The organism is Alcanivorax sp. HI0083 (assembly GCF_001635175.1).
The window spans coordinates 1-2,551 of the sequence record NZ_LWFX01001511.1 but is presented as its reverse complement, the minus strand read 5'-3'; the positions used below and the strand labels follow the sequence as shown (position 1 = coordinate 2,551).

Sequence of the window (2,551 nt, the reverse complement as noted above, 5' to 3'; positions counted from 1 at the left end):
CGGCCAGGGCCATTAGCAAAGCGGCGGGCAGTAAACGGACGTTCATGGAGCTCCTCGCGGTATACATGTCTGGGGCTGCACCGGCAAAGCGGGCAACAGCATGTTTACCATGATAGCGATCCAGACAAAAACGGCGATGCCCAAAGAGGCCAAAAAATAGTTGGAAGTGGATAGTCGACAGTTGACAGCTACGCGCCCCTACGATGCTTCTGGTTTCCAACATAAGAGGCCGCACCCGTTTTCCGGGCGCGGCCTCTTACGTTGGAGCGAATGAAAGTGTTCAGTCGCGCACTGCCAACTGTCCATTATCAACTGTCACCTGACCTTTGACCTTCACCACTCTTCCAGATAGCCCATGCAATGCTCCACCAGCTCTCCCACCCGGGTCACACTGTCGGCAAGGCGCTGGAGATCCCCTTCGGCCAAAGGCGCGTAACGGTCCTCGGCCATCAGGTTGAGAGCATTCTCTTCGCTGGGCGGCGCCGGACGGCGAGCCAGGCCTGCTGCGCCCAGTGCGGTCTGCATTTCCCCGTCCAGCCAGGCGATTAAATCCCCCCGATCGGCACGGGCGCGGGCCAGAATAGCGATCTCCGGGGCTTCAACCCCCGCATCCCGAAAGGCCTGCTCCAGCGCCGCCAGGCTGAACAAGGTGTCCGCACCGTCTACCTGAAAGGTCTTGCCGGATTGTCGCGCCAGCCCCACCAGCACCGAATACAGATGAAACACCACCGCACCGCGTAACGCCAGGCGCACGGTGGGCGCGGCCTCGACCTGCTCGTGGGTCAGTTGGCGTAACAGGGCGTTGGCAAAGTAGATCCGCTCGCGTAAACCGCTAACAGTATTGTCTCGAACCATTCTGGACATAAATCACTCCGCTGCACGCACCACGCGACACGCAGGCTATCGCCTGCATGCGTGAAGCGTGATGCTTGCTGGATTACTTCTTGGCGGCGGCTTTTTTGGCCGGAGCTTTCTTTTTCGCTGCTTTTTTCTTGGCGGCCGCCTTCTTCTTCGCGGGGGCTTTTTTCTTGGTCTGCTCTTCGACCCATTTGCCATCGCGGTAGAAGGCCATCCAGCCAGTGGCCTTGCCGTCAATTTCGCTCATCACATACTGCTCTTTGGCCTTGCGGCTGTAGCGCAGCACCCCTTTGTTGCCGTCAGGATCCTCAGCAGGGGCCTCGGCCAGATAAGCGTGTTTCGGGTCCAGCTGCTTGGCCACGCTCTGAATTTCTTCGATCAGCGGCGGGCGCGTTTCCCGGTTTTTCGGGAACTTGCTGGCGGCCAGGAACAGGCCGGAGGCTCCATCGCGCAGTAAGTAATGATCATCCACTTTCTGGCATTGCAAGTGCGGCATGGGAATCGGGTCAGCCCGCGGCGGAGCCGGTTCGCCACTCTTGAGCAGCTTGCGGGTGTTGCCGCACTCGTCATTGGTGCACTTGAAGAACTTGCCAAACCGGCCGGTGCGCAGCTGCATCTCATTAGCGCACTTCTCACATTCCAGTACCGGGCCATCGTAACCCTTGATACGGAATTCGCCCTTCTCGACCACATAACCATCACAATCCGGGTTGTTACCACAGATATGCAGCTTGCGCTTTTCGTCGATCAGGTAATTTTCCATGGCGGTGCCACACTTCTGGCACCGTTTTTTGCTGCGCAGTTCGTTGGTTTCCGCTTCGTCATCGTCATCCGCTTTTACCGCTTCGGCTTCTTCACCGGGCAGCAGATTCATGGTGGCGGTGCAGCGCTCTTTCGGCGGTAGCCCGTAGCCGGAACAGCCCAGGAACACGCCGGTGGAGCCGGTGCGAATCTGCATTGGGCGGCCACAGGTGGGACATTCAATATCCGTGTCGGTAGGCAGGTTGGCGCGCATCCCCCCCACTGCCTGCTTGCCAGTGCCTTCCCCCTGGGCGGCATCCAGCTTGCTGACGAAATCCTTGTAGAATTCGTTGAGCACGTCCTGCCAGTTTCGCAGCCCTTCAGCAACTTCATCCAGGGTTTCTTCCATGCTGGCGGTGAAGCCGTAATCCATCAGGTTGGGGAAGTTTTCCACCAGACGGTCGGTAACGATGTCACCCATCTTTTCTGCATAGAAGCGCCGGTTGTCCTGACGCACATAACCACGATCCTGGATCGTGGAAATGATCGCTGCGTAGGTAGACGGGCGGCCAATGCCGCGCTTTTCCAGTTCCTTGACCAGGCTCGCCTCAGTAAAACGGGCTGGCGGTTTGGTGAAGTGCTGGTTGGCATCCACATTGTCGATGGTCAGCACATCGCCTTCTTTCACATCCGGCAGCAAGGTATCTTCCTGCCCCTTACGTGACGCCGGTGGCTGAATGCGGGTCCAGCCATCAAACTTCATGATGCGCCCTTTCGCTTTCAGCTCGTAACCGTTGCCGGTGGCCGTCAGGGTGGAGCTCAGATATTCCGCCGGGGGCATCTGGCAGGCGATGAACTGTCGACGAATCAGCTCGTACAGGCGCTGGGCGTCGCGCTCCATATCTTTCAGGGAATCCGAGGTGCGCCGCACATCCGAAGGACGAATGGCTTC

Annotated in this window: 2 protein-coding genes; both read right to left on the bottom strand. The window is 58.6% G+C overall.

The window, feature by feature from the left end; translation table 11 throughout:
* Positions 1 to 333 precede the first annotated feature (333 nt).
* Complete coding sequence (locus tag A3754_RS22820; RefSeq protein ID WP_063521427.1) at positions 334 to 864, bottom strand: hypothetical protein; 531 nt, start codon at positions 862 to 864, stop codon at positions 334 to 336.
* A 73-nt stretch (positions 865 to 937) separates the two neighbouring features.
* Positions 938 to 2,551, bottom strand: a 1,614-nt coding sequence (locus tag A3754_RS28120; protein ID WP_197468794.1) for a DNA topoisomerase, incomplete at its 5' end; no start/stop codon positions are given.

Excerpts from the sequence above, each read along its gene's own strand:
- A3754_RS22820 (WP_063521427.1), bottom strand. The coding sequence starts at position 864 with ATGTCCAGAATGGTTCGAGACAATACTGTTAGCGGTTTACGCGAGCGG.